We start from the raw sequence: 18,146 nt of genomic DNA on the forward strand, positions 1-18,146 counted from the left end.
CACGCCGTGGCCCAGCCGCGACTCGGCGTGTACACGGAGGGCACCGTAGGTGCTCAGGGAGTCGGCATGCCCCTGAGTGGTCAGGTCGGTCAGTCAAGCGGGCCGGGAGACAACCTCGACCGCGATGGCTTCGAACCGCCTACTTGGAGCGCCACCTCTCGCACCAGCTCGATCGAGCAGGGCTGGCCTGCAGTTCGGTCTCCAGTTCGGCGATGCGTTGCTTGACCACGAGTGGTACCAGTCCCCCGCGCGGGCGCCCGGGGTGGGTCGTCGAGCTCGGTGAAGAGCGACAGCGCCCGCTCGGCCTGGTCGAGCGGGCGCACTCGTTATCGTCCCTGCAGCCAGTACACGTAGTGCAGCACAAAGCGGTTCTCGGCCAGCGCAGTGAGCGCCCCCCAGACAGACCTGGCTCCGCGAAGGCGTACCGAAACCGGCCGAGCAGTGCCTCCTGAAAGGTCCCGGCCGTCACAGGAGGCGGGCGAGCGCGAGGGCCGTCTCGTCCATCCGTTCGGCGGGGACGGCGTCGTCGCCCGTACGGCCCAGCAGGTCGAAGACCCCGCGGCCGCGCGACTCGCGTGGCAGGTCGCCCATGCGCGGCACGATGTGGAAGTGCACGTGGTGGAAACCCTCCAGCTCGGCGAACTGCACCACGTACGTCTTGGCGCAGCCGGTCACCTCGTGCAGCGCCCGCGACAGCCGGACCTGCCAGGTGCCGAGCCCGGCGGCCTCCACGTCGGTCAGGGCGGCGATCTCCGTGACATGGCGGCGCGGGACCAGCACCAGCCACCCCGGCAGAGCCGTGCCGATCGCGTGGGCGACCCGCCAGTGCTCGTCGAACGCGATCCTCTCCCACGGTGGCAGCGCGCCGAAGTGCGCTTCCCGCTCGCAGGTGTAGCAGTCCGCGGGCATCGTCATGAGGCCCGATGGTACGGGCGGGGACCGGAACCGCGGGGCCGGGACCAGGACGGGGGTCGGGGCCGGACCGGTCGCGTTCCGGCCGCGCGGAGGTCAGGGGCAGAGCAGGTCAGAGGTAGCGGGCCAGTTCCCACGGATCGTGGGCGCTGATGACCGAGACCTCGTCGCCGTGGTCGCGGACGAGCTCGCGCAACCGGGCCTGGGTGCCGAGCCTGAGGTCGCGGTGGACCTCCGAGCCGGTCTGCACGATGTCGAGCAGGGGGTGCGGGTGCGGGTTCTCGTCGAGTTCCCGGTGGTAGTAGTAGGCGTCGCCGCAGTGCAGGAGCCAGCGATCGCCGTCGCGCACGGCCACTCCGGTGTGGCCTGCGGTGTGACCGCCGAGCGGGACCAGCCGGATCTCCGGCGGCAGGCCCTTGGGCTGGACGGAGGTGAACCCGAACCACTCCTCGCCCGGCTCGGGGGTATAGGGGACCCACCTGGGGCCGTGTACCCAGTGGGCCGGGCGGTAGCGGAAGCTGGGCGCCTCGGTGGTCGCCGCTTCGAGCTCCGCGGCGAGGACGTGGACCTGGGCGTCCGGGAAGTCGGGCAGGCCGCCGCAGTGGTCGACGTCGAGGTGGGTCACGATGATGTGGCGTACGTCGCCGGGTGAGTGTCCCAGCCGGACGACCTGGCGGACGGCGGTCTCCTCCTCGTCCAGCACGGGTTGCGCCATCTCGACCCAGTCGGAGCCGAGGGTGTCGCCCGGGTCGCGGATGTCGCCGAGGCCGAGGCCGGTCTCGACGAGGACCAGGCCGTCGGAGTCGGTCTCGACCAGCAGACAGTGGTTGACGGCGTGGGCGGGGGCCGGGCCGTCGTAGGTGGCCTCGATCTGCCGTACGGACCCGCAGTTGAGGTGGTGGATGTTCATGGCGGCTAGTGTGTGACTTGAAGCGCGATTCAAGTCAAGGAGGTACGGTGGCCGAGCCGCTGCTGGACATCGCCGAGGTGGCCGAGCGTTCCGGGCTGGCGCCTTCGGCGCTGCGGTTCTACGAGAAGAGAGGCCTCGTCGCCTCGTCGGGTCGCAACGGCCTGCGCCGTACCTACCGGCCCGACGTTCTCGATCGTCTCGCGCTCATCGCCTGCGCCCGCGGCGCCGGGTTCACGATCGCCGAGATCGCCCGGTTCCTGGTGGCCACGCCCGACGACACCGGGCTGCGCGCGCGGATGGCGGAGAAGGCGCGGGAGCTGGAGGAGGACATCGCCCGGCTCACCCGGATGCGCGACGGTCTCCACCATGCCTCGACGTGCATGCACGAACCGCTCGTGGCGTGTCCCGACTTCAAGCGCACGTTCAAGGGCCCCGTGCCCCCGGTCACCGGCAGGGCCCGGCCGGACGGGCGACGGCTGGCAGGTGTGGCGGCGTCCGCGGGCCGCGCCCGGACCGGGGCCGGGGAGTGACATCTCGTCGTGCCGACGGGTCCGCACGGCCGCGACCCCGGGGACGTTCCCGGGACCACGGGCCGTGAGCCGGCCGGTCGCGGAGCTGATGGGCGGGGCCCATCCGTGCGGCCCGTGGACCGGTTTGATCTCAGAGCGCGGGCCCGGGACGACCTATCGGTGGTCGTGCAGGCGTGCGCGCAGCAGGTTGGGGTCGGTGGCCGTGGTGTAGGCGGCGCTGAGCACGTACACCTCCCTGCCGCGCAGCGCGACCGAGGTGGGGTTCTGGAGTCCGTCGCCGGCGTCCAGGACGGTGGTGACGGTGCCGTCGGCGCGGACGCGTACGACCGTGTTGGGGGCGTTGAGGGCGGCGAGGACCTCGTCCCCGCGGCCGGTGAAGGCGAAGTCGTCGATCCCGATCATGCCCGACGCCTTGACCTGCGGCGTTCCCGCCCGGTTCCCGGGACGGATCGGGATGCGCAGGAGGGTGCCCCGGTCGAGGTTGCTCACCCACAGCGCGCCGCGGTGCACCTTCGCGCCGTTGGCCCCGAGGAAACCGGTCGAGGAGAGTTCGGGGGCGGTGGACCACGCGGTGGGGGTGCCACCGGTGACGGGGACGGTCCACACGGTGCCGAGCACCGAGTCGGTGACGTAGAGCCGCTCGCCGCGCCCGTCCAGGGCCAGCCCGTTGGGCAGGCCGTTCGCGGGCAGCGCGGCGATGCGCTTCGGGGCCCGGCCGGGCCGCATCCGCCACAGCCCCGTCAGATCGGCCGTGCCGGTCGCGTACAGCACGTAGACCGTGCCGTCCGGGGTACGGACGATGCCGGTGGCCAGGGGGAAGCCGAGGACCGGCGTGCCGGTTCCGCCGTCGGCGGGCGCGGGCAGCGTCGCCAGGATCCGCGTCGTGCCCCGGGGAGTGACCTGGGCCACCTGCCGGCCGGCGGCGAAGGTGACGTTCACCGTGCCGTCGGGCAGCAGGGCGATGTTCTCCGGCATCTGGCCCGTGGACAGGTCGAAGTGGGTGGCGATCCGCACGTCCGTCAGCGGCCCGTCGGTGGACGCCGCGCCGGCCGGGGTGGACGTCGCACCCGCCGGGGTGGCGGCCGTCAGGGTGGCGGCGGCCATCAGAACGGCCGAGGTCGTGATCTTGATGCTTCGCTGGGACATGGTTCCTTCACTGTTCTCGGGCATGCGGCGTCCGCGGCGCGGCGCCGTGATCGGGAGGTACTGGGGGCCGAGGGGGGCTCTTCGGTCGAAGGACGCCGTGATCGGGAGGCGCCGTGGTCGAGGAGGCTCTTCGGTCGAAGGGCGTCGTGGTCAGAGGACCCGTGGTCGAAGGGCCCTGTGGTCGAAGGGGGCCGTGGTCGAGGAGCGCGGAGGCCGGGAGACGCCCGGGTCAGGGGCGTTCCTTGTCGAGAGGCTTGAAAGAACGGGGAGGACCGGCCTCTTGGCGTGGCCGGGCCGACCGATAAGAAGTGCGGGTCAGGACGGGTGCGGATCAGGTGGTGGTACGGGTGTCGGTGTCGTGGCGCGGCCGGGGTGTTTCCGGTGGCGCGGTGATGTGGGAGAGAAGGGTCAGGGCCGTCGCGGAGGGGGAGCCGGGATCGGCCGTGGCCACCACCAGGGCCGGGCCGTCCCCCTGCGGGCTCCGCAGCGTCTGCTGGGTGACCGTCAGCGTCCCGACCAGGGGGTGGCGCATCTCGTAGTCGGCGACGTCGCAGGCCAGAACCCGGTGGTCGGCCCACATCGTGGCGAACTCCGGGCTGTTCACGGTCAGCTCGCCGATCAGCCCGGCCAGCAGCGGATCGTCCGGGTGGCGCCCGGCCGTCAGGCGGAGGTTCCCCACCACGGCCCTGGCCTTGGCGGGCCAGTCGGCGTACAGCTCACGGGTGTGCGCGTCGAGGAACACCAGCCTGGCCATGCTCGGCCGTCGAGCCGGGTCGTCCGGGCCGTCCTGGTCGAGGTGACCGGCGAACAGCCCGTGCCCCTGACGGTTCCAGGCCAGCACGTCGGTACGGCGGCCGATCACGACGGCGGGGGTGTTCCCGAACGCCGCCAGCAGGGCCCTCGTCGCCGGGCTGACGCGTTCGGGACGCGGCCTGCTCGCGGGCCCTCGTCCCGGCGCGCGGGCCAGGGCGTGCAGATGGGCACGCTCGGACGCGTCCAGCCGCAGGGCGCCCGCTATGGCGTCGAGCACCTCGCGTGAGGCGTTGCGTGACTGGCCCTGTTCCAGGCGGGTGTAGTACGGCGCACTGATGCCCGCGAGCATCGCGAGCTCCTCGCGCCGCAGCCCGGGCACCCGGCGCCGCTCGCCGTAGGTCCGCAGCCCGACGTCCTCCGGCCGCAGCAGGCCACGGCGTGCCTGGAGGAAGTCGGCGAGTCGCCCGTGCTCGTTCATGGGACCAAGTATGTGCACGGCCGGTGATCCGTGCCTCACCCCGTCGGGGTAGGGATCGCCGAGGGGGTGTGAGACGTCCTTCAACGGGTCCCGGGGACCCGGTCGAGCACCACCGGGCACCTCCGGCCTCGGCGCGTCTCAACCCCGGAAGAGCGCGTATCAGGAAATGTCCCCGTACACCGGTAGCGTGAGCGGCATGAGCGACGAGATCATCGATTCTCCCACGGGCTGGGTCGCCAAGCACCTCCGTACCTACGTCGAGTCGAACGGCGCGAAGGGCCACCTCTACCACGGCAGGCCCACCCTGCTGCTGACCACCGTCGGGCGCAGGTCCGGGCTGAAGCGGCGGACCCCGCTGATCTACGGTCGCGACGGCGACGCCTACGTGGTCGTCGCCTCCAACGGCGGGGCCGACGACCACCCGCTGTGGTACCACAACATCCTGGCCCTGCCGCAGGTCGAGGTGCAGGTGGAGGCCCAGGTGTTCGCCGCCGTCGCGCGGACCGCGACCGCCGCGGAGAAGCCCGCGCTGTGGGAGCAGATGGTGGGGATCCACGGTGAGTACGCCGACTACCGGCGCAAGACCGCGCGCGACATCCCGGTGGTGATCCTCGAACATGCCTGAGGTGCTGACCCTGCGTGCGCTCAACCGGGCGACCCTGGCGAGGCAGTCGTTGCTGGAGCGGTCGGCGCTGCCGGTGCCGGAGATGGTCGAGCGGGTCGCCGGGCTCCAGGCCCAGACCCCGCACACGTGGTACGTCGGCCTGTGGTCCCGGATCCGGGACTTCGACCCCGAGCGGGCGGCCGGTCTGCTGGAGGACCGGACACTGGTGAGGATCGCCCTGATGCGGTCGACCATCCACCTGGTCACCGCGCGCGACTGCCTGCGCTGGCGGCCGCTGGTCGAACCGGTCATCGGGCGCGTCACCCAGGGCGCGTTCGGCAGGCACCTGCGCGACCTCGACCTCGACGCGGTCGCCGCCGCGGGCCGCGAGCTCCTGGAGGAGCGGCCGATGACCTTCGGCGCGCTCGGCAAGGAGCTCGCCGCGCTGTTCCCCGGCCGCGACGCCGCGGCCCTCGCCCAGGTCGTACGGGCCAGGGTCGCCCTGGTCCAGGTCCCGCCCCGCGGCATGTGGGGCCGGAGCGGCCCGATCGCCCACACCAGCGCCGAGCACTGGCTGGGCGCGCCACAGGAGGCGGCCCCCTCCGTCGAGGACTTCGTGGCCCGCTACCTCGCCGCGTTCGGGCCCGCCACCGTCATGGACGTGCAGGCCCACTGCGGGCTCACCCGGCTGCGCGAGGTCATCGAGCCGATGGATCTGCGGGTCTTCCGCAACGAGCAGGGCGGGGAGCTGTACGACCTGCCGGACGCGCCGCGGCCCGCCGAGGACACCCCGGCCCCGGTCAGGTTCCTGTACGACTACGACAACGTGCTGCTCTCCTTCGCCGACCGCGGCCGCATGGGCTCCCTCGATCCCGAGCAGGTCAGGCGCGCCTGGCCCGAGCACGGCCCGGTTCCCGGCCCGGTCCTTGTCGACGGGACGGTCGCGGCCACCTGGGCGACCGCCCGCGAACGCGGCACCACGATCCTCACCGTCACCCCGTTCGCCCCGCTCACCGCCCGCCACCGTGACGAGACCGAGGCGGAGGGCGAGCGTCTGCTGCGCTTCCTCGCCCCCGCCGACACCCACGCCGTCCGCGTCGCCGCTCCCTGGTGAGCCGCTTCCCGACGCGATGCTGTTTCGACGTGGTGAGGCGCCGGGGCCCGTCCTGAACGGCATCGACCGGGAAGGGGTGGTGAGGTCGCCGGATGAGCGGAGGGAGCGAGCGCGCTCTCCGGTGGGCTGTGGCGTTTCACCCCTGTGGCCCGTGCGGAGCCGCGGGAGGCAAGGCGCCCATCACCCGTGCAGCTCACGCGGAGACGTGGCGGAGCCATGGCCGTGGGACGAACCGGCCCTACCCGTGCAGATCGCGCAGAGGCGTGGTGGGCAGGGCGATCCAGCCCTCGGTGCGGGCGGGCCCGGCCTGCTCCCCCGTCGGGACGGTCGCCAGGCCCAGCGACGCGGCGCGGGCGGTGAGGGCGGCGACGACGGCGTCCGTGGCGTCGTCGGAGGCGCGGCAGACGCGCTCGTACGGGCCGAGGTCGAGCCAGGGCGCCGCTTCCCGTAGGGCGTCCACCAGGTCCCCGAGGGCCGCGAGGTTGGCGGAGCGTTTGTAGCCGCGGAAGGGAAGTCCCCACCGCCTGAGCGAGGCCGCGGGGTAGACCTCCACCACGACGCCGTCGCCGCGGCGGTCGGCCGGACGGCCGCGCCGGGCGAGCTCGGCCAGCAGGCCCGCGCAGCGCATGGCGGTGTGGCCGATCCGGTCGGCGGAGACGCTCAGCGGGGTGAGGCCGGTCAGGTCGCGGACCACCCGGTCGGTCACCCGGAGGGCGAGGTTCCTGCGCCAGTCCCGCCCGGCGACGCCTGCGGGCACCCGGACGTGCCCGGCGCGGTGGGCGACGACGAAGTCGACGAACGCGTCCGGCCAGCCGATGGGGCAGTCGACACCGGCCTTGTCCGCGCGCATGAGAGCCTCGACGATCATGTCGTCGTCCGCCTGGATCTCGATCCGGCCGACACGGGCACCGTCCGCGGACCAGTCGAGCCATGCCACGGCCGTCCTGACCGCCTCCGCCGCGAGATCGACCCCGACCGTGAGCATCTGTCCACGATAGATGGGCTCGTCCGGCGGGCGGACGAGGAGGCCGGGTCAGCCGGAGAGGCGGGAACCATCGGACCGGACGAGGACGCCGGAATGACCAGGGTGACCGGGGTGACCGGGTCAGCCGGGAAGGCCGGGATCATCGGACCTGCCGAGGACGCCGGGGTGACCGGGAGGGCCGGACGGGTCGGGCGGGTCGACGGGGTCGAGACGGCCGGGGCAGTCGGGCTGGCCGGGGCAGGTGTTCCGGCGGCGCCGGTGGTAGGCGAGGGTGGCCACGCCCAGCGCGATCCCCCACGGCACCCACAGCAGGCCCGGCACGGCGGAGCCGTCGACCTCCCCTTCGAGGAGGGCCCATCGCCACACCGCCAGCCCGGCCACGGTCACCGCGACCGTCACCACCGTCGCCGGGATCACGGCCATCGTCACCGGTACCCGGCGTCCGCCGAGGTAGGGCACCCAGCGCGGGAAGGTCTCCCCCCAGCTCATGGACAGCCCGGTCGTCAGCAGCGCCCCGCCGACCGCGCCCAGCGTCAGGCTGTACATCAGGATCGGGCCGAGCCCCTTCGACTGGAAGTCGGTGGCCAGTGCCTGGACGAACGCCTCGTCCACCCCGAGCGGGATGCCCAGGTTCCAGGCCGCCCGCTGCGCCGCGTACGGCAGCGGTGCCAGCACCGCCACGGCGGTGGCCCACCGGCCGATCCGTGTCCAGCGCCGCCGGTCGTCCGGGTCGGCGGGCGGGCGGCCGCAGGCGGGGCAGGGGCGGCGGCGCAGGACCCGCGTCGCGGTGGCGGCGAGCAGGATGCCCCCGGCCACGCACAGCGCCTGGTTGAGAACCGGCCAGTCGATCAGGCTCACGTTCCCGAACAGCGAGTAGGCGAGGTTCTGCAGGATGCGGACGTCCGGGGCCGCGAGCAGCAGGGGCGTCGCGAGGACGAACAGCACGCCGGCGAGCGGCCGGCGCGGCAGCCTCCGTCCCCACGGCATCACCGCCGCCAGCGCGGCCACCACCCCCGCCGCGCATCCGACGGCGATGACGGCGCCGGTGGGGCCCGGTGTCGCGGCGGCCAGCCAGCTGCCCATGTTCGCGGCGTTCGTGTCGGAGGGGCCGAACGGGAAGCCCGCTCCGCCGGACGCCCAGTACACGCCCAGGGATCCGTAGACGAGGCACCACAGCGCCGCCGCCCACGCGACGAGCACCGAGCGCCGGTCCGCCGGGTGGTCGTGACGCCTCCCGCCGGTCTCGATCCCGGTCGCGGACGCCCGGGTCCCCCCTGTCGATCTCTCCGGCGGGCGCGTCGGCTCGTGCGCGGCGGCGCGGCCTGAGGGGGTCGGGTGGGACATCACGGCTCCTCGGTTCTGCCGCCCCGGCGGGGCGGTCACGGGTCGAGCCTCCCGCCCGGTACGGCCCGCGGGATATCCCCCGATCGGCAGACGCGGCGAGGGCCGCGGGTGACCTAGGGTGAGGCTCGTGCCGACCACCCCGACGACCGCCGACCAGGGACGATCCGGCGACGACCCGGGACGTCCGGGTGCCGGCCGAGGGCGATCCGGTGACGAACAGAGGCGATCCGGTGCCAGCCGGAGAGGAGCGGGTGCCGGCCGGGGACGATCCGATGACGATCGGGGACGACCGGGTGCCGGCCGCCTGGCCGTACGGGCGGGGGTGCCGGCCGGTGCTGTGGGGGCGCTCCTCGCCCTGGCCGCGGTGCTGCGCCCGCACGCCGGTCTGCCGCACGTGCTGCCCGCCGTGCTGGCGCTGGGCACGGTGGGCGTGATCGCGGCCGGCCGGCCCCGTACCCGCCGGTTCGTCGCCGTCGCCTCCGGCACGGTGTCGCTGGTCTCGCTCGTCGCCACCACGGTCTGGTTCACCGGCCCGGTCAGGGCCGGTGGCGGTCCCTGGCCGCTGCTGCACACCCTGGCGATGATGATCCTCGTCGCGCTGGCCTGCCGCTGGGCGCCCGTCGCGCAGGCCGTGGCCGCCGGTGTGCTCGCGGTGCTCGCCATGGCGTTCCTGGGCATCCCGATCACCGGCCTGGCGGCGGCGCCCGGGTGGGAGCTCGCCGCGATCTGCGCGTTCTGGTCGCTGGCCGCGTTCGTCGGCGCGGGAGCCGGCGGGTACCTGCGCTGGCTCGACGCGCACCGGGTCCGGTCGGTGCGTCACGCGCGGCGGGCACAGCGCCTGCGGCTGGCCACCGACCTGCACGACTTCGTCGCCCACGACGTCAGCGCCATGGTCATCCAGGCGCAGGCCGCGCAGGTGCTGCTGCGCACCGACCCCGAGGAGGCCGCCCGGATGCTGCAGCGGATCGAGGCCGACGGCACCCACGCGCTGGCCTCGATGGACGGCACGATCCGGGTGCTGCGCGAGCTGGAGGAGGGCACCGCCGGATCCCGTACGACGTCACCCTGCGTGGCCGACCTGCCGGAGCTCGTCCGGCGGTACGCCGGTTCGGGCACGGGCCCGATCGAGCTGGAGACGGACCCCGGGCTCGGCGCGGGCCTGAGCCGTCAGGTCGACACGACCGTGTACCGGGTGGTGGTCGAGTCGCTGACCAACGTACGCCGCCATGCCGCCCCGGGCGCGACGGTCACCGTGACGCTCCGCCGGTCCGCCGAGGGGATCTCGCTGACGGTGACCGACCGGGCCCCGGACGCGGATCGGGGACAGCGCGAATCCGATGACCGGCCGGGCGCCCGCGAGTCCGGCGACCGGTGGGGCGGCGTCCGCGACCCCGCGGGCAGGCGGCACAGCGGGATCGGGCTGGCCGGGCTGGCGGAGCGGGTCGAGGCGCTCGGCGGTACGTTCTCCGCCGGTCCCCTGCCGCCGGGCGGCTGGCAGGTGCGCGCATGCCTCCCCGCGGGTGTCGAAGGGTCCCCCGGCGACGCGGCCGAAGGGTCCCCCGGCGACGTGACGGAGCCGGCGCCGTGACCATCCGGGTGCTCGTCGCCGACGACGAGGAACGGGTCAGGTTCGGGTTCCGCACGATCCTGAACTCCGCGCCGGACATCGACGTCGTCGGGCAGGCCGCCGACGGGGTCGAGGCGCTGGAGCTGGCCGAGAGGCTGCGGCCGGACGTGGTGATCGCCGACATCCGGATGCCGCGGATGGACGGGCTGGAGCTGACCCGGATCCTGTGCGCGCCCGACGCCCCCGTCGTGACGCGGGTCGTCGTGGTCACCACCTTCGACCTGGACGCCTACGTGCACACCGCGCTGCGCCACGGCGCGTGCGGTTTCCTGCTCAAGCACTCGGGGACCGCGCTGCTGATCGAGGCCGTCCGCGCCGCGATGCTGGGCGACTCGCTGATCAGCCCGTCGGTGACGGTACGGCTGCTGCGGCAGCTGTCCGGTGTGCGGGACGCGCCGGAGGCCCCGTCGCCGCTCACCGACCGGGAGCTCGACATCGTGTCGCTGGTCGCGGACGGCCGGACCAACCCGGAGATCGGTGCCGAGCTCTACATCACGCCGGGCACCGTCAAGACCCATCTGGCCCACATCCAGCGCAAGCTGGGCGTCCGCAACCGGGTGGGCATCGCCGCCTGGGCGTGGGAGACCGGCCACCGGCGGTCGTGAGTCCGAGCCGCCCGCGGGTTCCGTACCTTCGGATCCGTCCTCGCCGAGATCACCCCGGGTGGGTCACGTGTGTCCCAGGACGTTGACCACGCGGCCGTCCGGGTCGCGGACGAAGAACCTGCGGACGCCCCACTCCTCGTCCTGCAACGGGTGCACGATCTCGGCGCCGCGCTCGCGCATGACCGCGTAGGCGGCGTCCACGTCCTCCACCTCGATGCTCATGTCCGGGTCATCTCCCACCCCCTCCCACGGCCCTCGCTCGGGTACGTTGGGCCCGGTGAAGGATCAGCATGCGGAGACCGCACCGACGGGACGTGACCACCGGCCGAGCGGGAGGGTCACACTCGCTCAGCGGAACCTCTTGGACCACGGGGTGCGGCACAGCCTTCCTGACCACGAGACGCGGCAGGACCCTCCGGGCCGCGGGACGTCGCGGACGGGCCGGTCGCGGGGCAGGCCGGTGGTCGCCTCGCTCGGCGCCCTCACCCTCGCCCTGACCACCGCGCTCTCCGGCTGCACCGCGTCGCAGGGTGCCACCGCACCGGCCTCCGGCGACCGGGCGGCGGGCTCGGCCCCCGAACCGTCGCGGACGGAGCCGGCCGGCACGGACCCCGCCACCGGCACGGGACGGGCCGCAACGGCGCCCCCCGGCGAGACGACGCCTCCGGCCGAGCAGGCCGCCGGGCAGGTACCGGCCCCGCCCGCGCCGGACGTGGCGATCCCCACCGACCCGGCCGCGCTGGCCCGCTCCCTGACCACGACCACCACGCGGCTCCGGCGCGCCATCGACGACTGGAGGCGCGACGGCGACCCGGGCAGGGGGAACCCTCCCGAGCCGGTGGTGCTGCTGACCCTGCACCAGCAGCGCATCTACCGTCACCTGGTCCGCAACCAGAAGGTCGCCTCCCGCACCTACGCCCGGCTGCCCAAGGCGCTGGCCGCCGAGGCGAAGGCCAACGTGACGGCCGGACGCAACCTGCTCTCCCTGGTCAAGCCGATCAGCGGCGCGGCGAAGTTCCGCGTCCAGCCGGCCAAGCCCGCCGATTTCCTGCTCGCCCAGTTCAAGCACGCCGAGCGCCGCTTCAAGGTGGACTGGGAGGTGCTCGCGGCGGTCATGTTCGTCGAGACCAAGTTCGGCCGCGTGAGGTCGCCGAGCCACACCGGCGCCAAGGGGCCGATGCAGTTCATGCCGCGCACCTGGGACGCGTACGGGATGGGCGGCGACATCCAGGACACCCGGGACGCCCTGCTGGCCGCGGCCAACTACCTGCGCGCCTCGGGGGCGCCGCGCGACTACCGGCGTGCCCTGTACGCGTACAACCACTCCTACGCCTACGTCGACGCGGTGCAGCTGTACGCGCGCCAGATCGAGCGGGACGTCAGGAACTACTACGCGTACTACAACTGGCAGGTGTTCGTGGTCACCACCCGCGGTGACCGTCGCCTCACCGGTCCCTGACCGGATCGCGGAAGGCGGGGAGAGGGATGCTGGCCGAGGAGTTCGGTTACCGGGTGCTGCCCGGGGCGGCCCTGGACACCCCCGGTGTGGAGGAGATCCTGCGGCGCAGGGAACGGCCGCTGCTCCTGGGGTTCGCCCTGCTCGCCGCCGAGGCGGTGCTGCTGGTGGTCGCGGCCGTGACCTGGGGGCCGGGGTCGGCCGCCGTCGTGGCTCTCGCGATCGTCCTTGTGGTGACCGCCGCCCCGGTGCTGCTCTGGCGCCGGGCCCGGCGCCTGGAACGGGCGGTCGTGACCACCTACGGCTGGCAGGTGTGGCCCTGCGCCACCGAGTCCGTACGGGTGATCGCCTCGGAGGGCCGACGGGAGGGAGGGCGGCGGTGGGGCCGGCAGAACCGGGTCGTGCTCCTGCGGCCGGACGGTCAGGCCCAGTGCGCGTTCCTCCCTCCCGGTGAGGGGACGCGGCCGGACGGGGAGGTCTGGTTCGCCGGTGACACCCGGTTCGGCGGGATGCTCGCGATGCCCGGCGGGCTTCCCTTCCGCTACGTCGTCCGCGCCAGGCCGGGCGGGGCCCGGGGCACCCCCGAGGAGGACCGCGCCGCCCGCGCCGCCGGTCTGATGCCCCGGTCCCGGCGTCCGCGCGGCTGACGCCGCGGTCACGGCCCCTGAGCGTCGTCCCCGCCACCGCGACCGGCGCCGTGACCGACGCTGCGACCGGCGCCGCCACCGGGAGCCCTCTCGGAGGCCGTCCCCACCGCAGTGGCCGAAAGCCCCCGCAGGCCGTCCCCGCCGCAGCGGTCAGGACCCTCCGGACGTCGCTCCCACCACCGCGGCCAGCCGTTCCACCTCCGGATGGTCGTCGCCCAGCACCAGGCGCTTGATGGACAGCGCCTCCCGGTAGCGCCGTTCCGCCTCCCCGGCCCGCCCCTGGAGCGCGTCCAGACGCGCCAGGTTCACCTGGCACACCGCGACCTCGTAGTGATCGGCCCCCAGGCGGTCGCGGAAGACGTCCAGGGCACGGTTCAGCGCGTCCTCGGCCTCGGCGTGCCTGCCTTCGGCCGCGAGCACGGCACCGAGCACCGCCAGGTCCCCGGCGACCTGCGGGTGGGCCGGTCCGAGCGTCCTGCTCCGGATCTCGATCGCGGCCCTGGCGTGCTCCTCCCCTCCCGGAGCGCCCCGGGCGTGCGCGAGTCCCGCGAGGTTGTGCAGGGCGTCCGCCTCCATCAGGGGACTCCCGCCGTGCCGTTCCAGGTGGGACAGCGCCTGCCGGTACCGGGCTTCGGCCTCCTCGTGACGGCCGGTGTCCTTGCCCAGCACCCCCAGGGCCAGCAGGACGGTCGCCCGCCGTACGTGGTCGGTCTCCTCCACCAGGGCGAGCGCCTCGTGCAGGTGGGACCCGGCCTCGGCGTACCGGGCCGCCCTGCGCGCGACGTCCCCCAGGAGGACGAGCACGTCGGCGAGCGAGCGGTCGCGCCGCGGCTCTGCGGGGGCCCGCGTCAGCGGTTCCACCGCCTGCCGGGCGCAGCGGTACGCCCGCGCGTACCGGGTGAGCCCGTGCCACAGCGTGGCCAGCTCGACCAGGAGCGCGGCCCGGTCGGCGGGGTCCACCCGGTGCACGGTCTCGTCCGCCCGCCGGGCCCACCGCTCCCCCTCGGCGTACCAGCCGCGTCCGCAGCAGTAGGTCCCGCGGAGCAGGTACCGCCGGATCGTCCTGATCCGGCGGTACCCGGCGAGCCGCGTGAACCGCTCAGTCGGCGTCAAGGGGCGGTTCGCAGTGGTTGGCGATGCGGATGGCCTCCGCCGTCGCCGTGTCGCTCATCAGAACGACGAGGAACGGGACGGCCAGTGCCGCCGCCATGGTCCCCAGGCGTCTCATCACACGCATGAACACTCCTTCCGTCGTGTTGCTCTCGGACGTCATCGTGGCCGCGCGATCTTGTGGATCGCTTGGGAACGACTGCCACGACGCGCGGATCACGGGTTCATCCCGCGTCCTCCAGTTTGATCATCAGGTGGGTGACGAGCCGGTCCGGCGGCGTGGTCGCGGGGTCGGAGACGTACACCTCGCGCAGCGGGCCGGCGGGGGTGTGCCCGCGCTCTCCCGCCCAGGCGAGCAGCGCGTGCCCGGTGAGGGAGATCTGGTCGTACGGCCCCACGTGGGTGGCCGAGGCGTACGAGCCGCCCGGCAGGACGTCCGGGGACGTGCCGGGGACGTCCCTGGACGTCTCGGCCGCGACGGTCACCGGGACCTCCTGCGTGAGGTCGAGCGGGAACAGCCCGATCAGCAGCCCCTCGGGCGGGCCCACGGCCGCCATCAGCCGGGCCATGCACGCCGAGGTGACGGCGCCGATCCCCTCCGGGGACGCGATGTCGCGCACCACGGCCACACGCCGGGCCGGTTCGCGGACGACGGTCACCTCCGGGCGGGGCATGCCGTCGGAGAGGATGCGCTGCAGCGCGGCGACGTTGCGCTCGCGGCGCGCCAGGTCGGCCCGCATCCGGTCGCGTACCCCGTCCAGCACGCCGGTCTCGCCGTCCAGCACCCGCGCGATGGACCGCAGGGGCACGTCCAGGGAGCGGAGCATGGCGATCAGCATCGCGGCGCGTGCCTGCCGTGGCAGGTAGTAGCGATATCCGGTGTCCGGATCGACCCGGTCCGGGGCCAGCAGGCCCAGCTCGTCGTAGTGCCGCAGCTGCTTGACGCTGAGCCGGCACAGCCGGGCGAACCGCCCGATCGGCAGGTGTCCCTCGTTCACGTCCCCAGCATGGACGCTCCCACGGCGGGAGGGGGCCGGCCGGGTCCGAAGGTCCCGCCGGTCCGCCGCGGAACGTCCGGGAAACCTGCCGGGCGGGCCCACCGGCTCAGCACGCCGGTCCGCGCGCTCCTCACCCAGGGGATCGCCAGGCGATCACCATGGGCTCATGCTCTCGTCACCGGGGGTCATCGCAGGCCATAAATGACCGAAACCTGCATTCCCGCCGAGGTGCCGAGAAGAAGAACCAGGTGGCCGGAGACGGTGGATTTATTTCGGCCTTCCTTTATCCGGTTTCAATGAGACGGCGGCGTTTCGGGTAATGCGCGCGGCGGACCCGCGCTCCCCCCGTGGGAGGACGACCCGATCGACCGGTAATGGCCACCATGTAATCACCGCCCCCTGCAACGGTCTTTACCTGCGCACGCGGACCCGTCAAGACCGGATCGGCGCCGATCCCGGGGGACGGCGTGAGCCGCCGGCACATGTGCTCTCGACACTTCGACCATCTCGAAAGGAAAAGAAGAACATGAGGATGCCCACCAAGGCCCTGCCCGCCGCGATGGCGGCCGCCGCCTTCTCCGTGCTTACCCTGGCCGCGGCGACTCCCGCGACCGCCGCGACGTCGTCCGCCGCCGCGGTGCACACGGTCAGAGTTCAGCTACACACCGTGACGACCGTGAAGGAATCGGCCGGCGCCATCGTCAGCTGCCCCGACAACCAGGTGATGACCGGCCGGTCGCACACCGGCGACGAGAACGGCTACACCAAGTACTCCTGCAGCCAGATCTTCATCGACGACGAGCAGGTGACGGTCGAGCGCCGCGGCTGGGTCGGCGTCGGCAGGGAGAGCAGCTCGCTCTTCGAGGCACCCGAGAACCAGGTCATCGTCGGCAGGCGGCACTCGGGGAACGAGAACGGCTACACCTACTACGAGCAGGCCGCGCTGTGGTGGCAGGGCCGGCAGCTGCGGGTCGTCCTCAGCCCGTGGGGCTCCGACGTGAGGGAGAGCAACCACTCCGTGTCGGCGAGCCCGTACCACGTCATGACCGGCCGGGTGCACTACGGGGACGAGAACGGCTACACCGCGTACCGGTTCGGTTCCGTCACGGTCGACTGAGACCTCGCACCGTGAGCAGAGTCCCGTGAGGTGACGGCCCCGTCGCCGGGACCGGAGGCCGGATGGTGCGCGAAACCCGGCTGATCATGCGTCCGGCGCGCCCGGGACCCGCGTGTCGGGTCCCGGGCGCGCCGGATCGTTCCAGAGCGGAAGTACGAACCTCAGCAGCCCCGCGCGGCGAAGGCCAGGAACTGGTTGGCCTCCCGCCGGTCGAAGTTGTCGTCGGCGCCGACCACCAGCGTGCACTCGCCGGTGCGCAGGCGCGGGCCCCAGGCCAGGCTCTCCAGGTTCTGCACGGGCGTCCGTACCGTGCTGAGGTCGGAGACCAGGCGCTTGACCACCGGACGGTACGGGCGCCCGCCGACCAGGCTGTCCCTGTTCAGCACGTTCGTGGCACCGCCCAGGTCGACCTCGTACAGCTTGGCCTTGTAGCCGACGCCCTCGATCCAGGAACGCTCCAGGGCGAGGTAGCGGCGGTCGTCGATGGCCAGGATCTCCGACACGCCGCTGTCGGACTTGCCGTTCGCCGGGATCGGCGCCGCGGGCAGCGGGTCGATCGGGTAGGCGTACTGCGCGCGCGGCCGGCCGTCACGGCTCCACACGGTGATGCGGGCCGCGGCTCCGCGCTGGGCGGTGGGCAACGGGCCGTCCTCGTGGCGCGGCCCCTCGGTGACCGCGACGACGGAGTGCTCGGTGGTGGTCAGGCCCTCGAACCCGAAGTTGCGGCGGGGTCCGGTGGCGGTGGCGGTCATCTTGAGGTTGCCGGGCATCGACAGGTCGCCGAGGTGACGGCCTCTGCGGTCGGTCCAGCGGACGAACAGGTCCGAGACCGGGATGTCGGGGTTGGCCTCGTCCGGCCGGTCGCCCTCCTGGGCCCAGATCAGGCGGCGGCTCCACCGGTCGAAGCGGATCGTCTCGGGGTCGGCGGAGCGGGGCCGCCCGTAGGCGGGGTAGGCGCTCCCGCCCTGGCGGCGCAGGGTGGTGACCCCGGTGAGGTTCACCCCGGTGAACGCCCCGGTGGCGCGGTCGATGGCCAGGCGGCCGGTGTAGAAACGGGCCGGGTTGTAGCGCCACCGGTCGTCGGAGATGAAGTACCAGGTGTCGGTACGCGGGTCCCGGTCGATCCCGGACAGGCCGCCGACGGTGGTCCCGGAGAGCCGCAGCTTGTGCGGCAGGCGCTGCTCCCCGAGGAAGCGGGTGATCCGGAGCTCCCTGGCGGGTGCCGCCGCGGTCGTCGTCTCCGTGGAAGCGGCCGTCGCGGCCGTCGACGACTGGGTACCGACGGCCGCGAAGCCGACCGTCGTCATGAGCGCGACGGCGATCGCCGTCATTCTGCGCGAATTGGCCATATGACTTTCCTCATCCCAGAAAACATCCCCTGGAGGGCTGGCTGGAATATGAGACCGCGAATCGCGGGAAACATCCATGAGATCCGGTATTCCGAAGGCCGTTGTCCACTTAATGCCACGCGAACCCGAGCGTTTTGTCATACCTTTTCCGACGTGGAATTGCGATCACGACAATGCCCTTCAAAGGATGTCGGCACGGACGCCGGGGACGAGACCTCGCGAGAAGCCGTTCCCTCCGAACGTGGGGCCGGAGACCTCCGAACGCGGGGCCGGGGACCTCCGGCCCGGCGGGCGCGACGCGACGGGTGCCCGCCAAACACGACGCGACGGGTGGCACCCGGGTGTGACGTGACGATCCGGTGCCGGGCGCGACGTGACCGGTCCCGTGCCGGGCGGACGCGCGTCCTGGGTTCCGGCCGGGCGGGGGGTACCCTCGGAAGGGACTCCGACGACTCCGCCGG

The 18,146-nt window shown here is 73.4% G+C and carries 18 protein-coding genes and 1 pseudogene; 8 read left to right on the forward strand and 11 right to left on the reverse strand.

What is annotated here, in order from left to right; genetic code table 11:
• Positions 1-465 precede the first annotated feature (465 nt).
• Together ABD832_RS24755 and ABD832_RS24760 are read right to left on the reverse strand one after the other, a co-directional pair.
• Positions 466-915, reverse strand: a complete 450-nt coding sequence (locus ABD832_RS24755; protein ID WP_344899425.1) for an HIT family protein — start codon at positions 913-915, stop codon at positions 466-468.
• A 109-nt stretch (positions 916-1,024) separates the two neighbouring features.
• On the reverse strand, positions 1,025-1,822 hold the full coding sequence (locus tag ABD832_RS24760) for an MBL fold metallo-hydrolase (RefSeq protein ID WP_344899427.1): 798 nt from the start codon (positions 1,820-1,822) through the stop codon (positions 1,025-1,027).
• 47 nt (positions 1,823-1,869) lie between these two features.
• Between ABD832_RS24760 and ABD832_RS24765 the strand changes: the two genes are divergently transcribed.
• Positions 1,870-2,352 (forward strand): MerR family transcriptional regulator, encoded by a 483-nt coding sequence (locus tag ABD832_RS24765; protein WP_344899429.1) that lies wholly within the window; start codon positions 1,870-1,872, stop codon positions 2,350-2,352.
• A gap of 153 nt (positions 2,353-2,505) precedes the next feature.
• Here the strand turns inward: ABD832_RS24765 and ABD832_RS24770 are convergent, their stop codons facing one another.
• Together ABD832_RS24770 and ABD832_RS24775 are read right to left on the reverse strand one after the other, a co-directional pair.
• Positions 2,506-3,498, reverse strand: coding sequence for an SMP-30/gluconolactonase/LRE family protein (locus ABD832_RS24770; protein ID WP_344899431.1), 993 nt, complete (start codon positions 3,496-3,498; stop codon positions 2,506-2,508).
• Positions 3,499-3,829: 331 nt separating this feature from the next.
• Positions 3,830-4,729 (reverse strand): helix-turn-helix domain-containing protein, encoded by a 900-nt coding sequence (locus ABD832_RS24775; protein ID WP_344899433.1) that lies wholly within the window; start codon positions 4,727-4,729, stop codon positions 3,830-3,832.
• A gap of 196 nt (positions 4,730-4,925) precedes the next feature.
• Between ABD832_RS24775 and ABD832_RS24780 the strand changes: the two genes are divergently transcribed.
• Positions 4,926-5,354 (forward strand): nitroreductase family deazaflavin-dependent oxidoreductase, encoded by a 429-nt coding sequence (locus ABD832_RS24780; protein ID WP_344899435.1) that lies wholly within the window; start codon positions 4,926-4,928, stop codon positions 5,352-5,354.
• Positions 5,347-6,447: a winged helix DNA-binding domain-containing protein gene (locus ABD832_RS24785; protein WP_344899436.1), complete on the forward strand. Its 1,101-nt coding sequence runs from the start codon at positions 5,347-5,349 to the stop codon at positions 6,445-6,447. The genes ABD832_RS24780 and ABD832_RS24785 overlap by 8 nt, the downstream gene beginning before the upstream one ends.
• Positions 6,448-6,685: 238 nt before the next feature.
• Here ABD832_RS24785 and ABD832_RS24790 read toward each other — a convergent pair whose 3' ends face one another.
• Both ABD832_RS24790 and ABD832_RS24795 read right to left on the reverse strand, forming a co-directional pair.
• Positions 6,686-7,432, reverse strand: a complete 747-nt coding sequence (locus ABD832_RS24790; protein WP_344899438.1) for a DUF429 domain-containing protein — start codon at positions 7,430-7,432, stop codon at positions 6,686-6,688.
• A 120-nt stretch (positions 7,433-7,552) separates the two neighbouring features.
• Positions 7,553-8,776 (reverse strand): hypothetical protein, encoded by a 1,224-nt coding sequence (locus ABD832_RS24795; RefSeq protein ID WP_344899440.1) that lies wholly within the window; start codon positions 8,774-8,776, stop codon positions 7,553-7,555.
• Positions 8,777-9,113: 337 nt separating this feature from the next.
• Between ABD832_RS24795 and ABD832_RS24800 the strand changes: the two genes are divergently transcribed.
• Positions 9,114-10,364, forward strand: coding sequence for a sensor histidine kinase (locus ABD832_RS24800; RefSeq protein WP_344899442.1), 1,251 nt, complete (start codon positions 9,114-9,116; stop codon positions 10,362-10,364).
• The gene (locus tag ABD832_RS24805) at positions 10,361-11,008 is read left to right on the forward strand and encodes a response regulator (protein WP_344899444.1); all 648 of its coding nucleotides are present in this window, start codon (positions 10,361-10,363) and stop codon (positions 11,006-11,008) included. The genes ABD832_RS24800 and ABD832_RS24805 overlap by 4 nt, the downstream gene beginning before the upstream one ends.
• Before the next feature lie 63 nt (positions 11,009-11,071).
• On the opposite strand, the pseudogene ABD832_RS24810 reads toward ABD832_RS24805, so the two are convergent.
• Positions 11,072-11,236, reverse strand: a pseudogene (locus ABD832_RS24810) (VOC family protein); the annotation flags it as partial.
• Positions 11,237-11,468: 232 nt separating this feature from the next.
• Here ABD832_RS24810 and ABD832_RS24815 point away from each other — a divergent pair.
• Complete coding sequence (locus tag ABD832_RS24815; RefSeq protein WP_344899446.1) at positions 11,469-12,467, forward strand: lytic transglycosylase domain-containing protein; 999 nt, start codon at positions 11,469-11,471, stop codon at positions 12,465-12,467.
• 26 nt (positions 12,468-12,493) lie between these two features.
• Positions 12,494-13,111 (forward strand): hypothetical protein, encoded by a 618-nt coding sequence (locus ABD832_RS24820; protein ID WP_344899448.1) that lies wholly within the window; start codon positions 12,494-12,496, stop codon positions 13,109-13,111.
• Between the two features lie 150 nt (positions 13,112-13,261).
• Here ABD832_RS24820 and ABD832_RS24825 read toward each other — a convergent pair whose 3' ends face one another.
• The 3 genes from ABD832_RS24825 to ABD832_RS24835 all read right to left on the reverse strand — a co-directional run bounded on the left by ABD832_RS24825 (position 13,262) and on the right by ABD832_RS24835 (position 15,219).
• Positions 13,262-14,224: a tetratricopeptide repeat protein gene (locus ABD832_RS24825; protein ID WP_344899450.1), complete on the reverse strand. Its 963-nt coding sequence runs from the start codon at positions 14,222-14,224 to the stop codon at positions 13,262-13,264.
• A complete protein-coding gene (locus ABD832_RS24830; RefSeq protein ID WP_344899452.1) occupies positions 14,211-14,348 on the reverse strand; it encodes a hypothetical protein in 138 nt (45 codons plus the stop codon). Before ABD832_RS24830 ends, ABD832_RS24825 begins: the two co-directional genes overlap by 14 nt.
• A 97-nt stretch (positions 14,349-14,445) precedes the next feature.
• Complete coding sequence (locus tag ABD832_RS24835) at positions 14,446-15,219, reverse strand: MerR family transcriptional regulator (protein WP_344899454.1); 774 nt, start codon at positions 15,217-15,219, stop codon at positions 14,446-14,448.
• A gap of 526 nt (positions 15,220-15,745) precedes the next feature.
• Between ABD832_RS24835 and ABD832_RS24840 the strand changes: the two genes are divergently transcribed.
• Positions 15,746-16,336, forward strand: coding sequence for a hypothetical protein (locus ABD832_RS24840; protein ID WP_344899456.1), 591 nt, complete (start codon positions 15,746-15,748; stop codon positions 16,334-16,336).
• 161 nt (positions 16,337-16,497) lie between these two features.
• Here the strand turns inward: ABD832_RS24840 and ABD832_RS24845 are convergent, their stop codons facing one another.
• Positions 16,498-17,685 carry an esterase-like activity of phytase family protein gene (locus tag ABD832_RS24845; RefSeq protein ID WP_344899458.1) on the reverse strand — a complete coding sequence of 396 codons (1,188 nt, stop codon included), beginning with the start codon at positions 17,683-17,685 and terminating at the stop codon, positions 16,498-16,500.
• Positions 17,686-18,146: the final 461 nt, after the last annotated feature.

The organism is Streptosporangium longisporum, from assembly GCF_039534895.1.
Taxonomy (GTDB): Bacteria; Actinomycetota; Actinomycetes; order Streptosporangiales; family Streptosporangiaceae; genus Streptosporangium; species Streptosporangium longisporum.

Excerpts from the sequence above, each read along its gene's own strand:
- ABD832_RS24755 (WP_344899425.1), bottom strand. The coding sequence starts at position 915 with ATGACGATGCCCGCGGACTGCTACACCTGCGAGCGGGAAGCGCACTTC.
- ABD832_RS24760 (WP_344899427.1), bottom strand. The coding sequence starts at position 1,822 with ATGAACATCCACCACCTCAACTGCGGGTCCGTACGGCAGATCGAGGCC.
- ABD832_RS24770 (WP_344899431.1), bottom strand. The coding sequence starts at position 3,498 with ATGTCCCAGCGAAGCATCAAGATCACGACCTCGGCCGTTCTGATGGCC.
- ABD832_RS24775 (WP_344899433.1), bottom strand. The coding sequence starts at position 4,729 with ATGAACGAGCACGGGCGACTCGCCGACTTCCTCCAGGCACGCCGTGGC.
- ABD832_RS24780 (WP_344899435.1), top strand. The coding sequence starts at position 4,926 with ATGAGCGACGAGATCATCGATTCTCCCACGGGCTGGGTCGCCAAGCAC.
- ABD832_RS24785 (WP_344899436.1), top strand. The coding sequence starts at position 5,347 with ATGCCTGAGGTGCTGACCCTGCGTGCGCTCAACCGGGCGACCCTGGCG.
- ABD832_RS24790 (WP_344899438.1), bottom strand. The coding sequence starts at position 7,432 with ATGCTCACGGTCGGGGTCGATCTCGCGGCGGAGGCGGTCAGGACGGCC.
- ABD832_RS24795 (WP_344899440.1), bottom strand. The coding sequence starts at position 8,776 with ATGTCCCACCCGACCCCCTCAGGCCGCGCCGCCGCGCACGAGCCGACG.
- ABD832_RS24820 (WP_344899448.1), top strand. The coding sequence starts at position 12,494 with ATGCTGGCCGAGGAGTTCGGTTACCGGGTGCTGCCCGGGGCGGCCCTG.
- ABD832_RS24830 (WP_344899452.1), bottom strand. The coding sequence starts at position 14,348 with ATGCGTGTGATGAGACGCCTGGGGACCATGGCGGCGGCACTGGCCGTC.
- ABD832_RS24840 (WP_344899456.1), top strand. The coding sequence starts at position 15,746 with ATGAGGATGCCCACCAAGGCCCTGCCCGCCGCGATGGCGGCCGCCGCC.
- ABD832_RS24845 (WP_344899458.1), bottom strand. The coding sequence starts at position 17,685 with ATGGCCAATTCGCGCAGAATGACGGCGATCGCCGTCGCGCTCATGACG.